The sequence below is a fragment of the Blautia faecis genome (assembly GCF_020554845.1).
In the GTDB taxonomy this organism is placed as follows: Bacteria; Bacillota; Clostridia; order Lachnospirales; family Lachnospiraceae; genus Blautia_A; species Blautia_A faecis.
In genome coordinates, this window is the sequence record NZ_JAJCIA010000116.1 from 1 (window position 1) to 274 (window position 274).

Annotated in this window: 1 tRNA gene; it reads left to right on the forward strand. The window is 45.3% G+C overall.

The features are described from left to right. Positions 1 to 70 precede the first annotated feature (70 nt). Positions 71 to 142, forward strand: a tRNA-Glu gene (locus tag LIZ66_RS18445). The last annotated feature ends 132 nt before the right edge of the window (positions 143 to 274 follow it).

A 274-nucleotide genomic window follows, 5' to 3' on the forward strand; every position in this document is an offset into this window, starting at 1 on the left:
GAGCATTCGGCTGTTAACCGAAGTGTCGTTGGTTCGAGTCCAACAGGGGGAGTTTTTTATGGAAATGTTAGGCTCCATGGTCAAGCGGTCAAGACACCGCCCTTTCACGGCGGTAACAGGGGTTCAAATCCCCTTGGAGTCACTGAGAAAATTAAATAAAATGGCAATTTGGTGTGGCTTTACTCTGACATTTGGTGTATAATACAGTTTATAAGTATTGTGCCGATGTGGCTCAATTGGCAGAGCAGCTGATTTGTAATCAGCAGGTTATCGG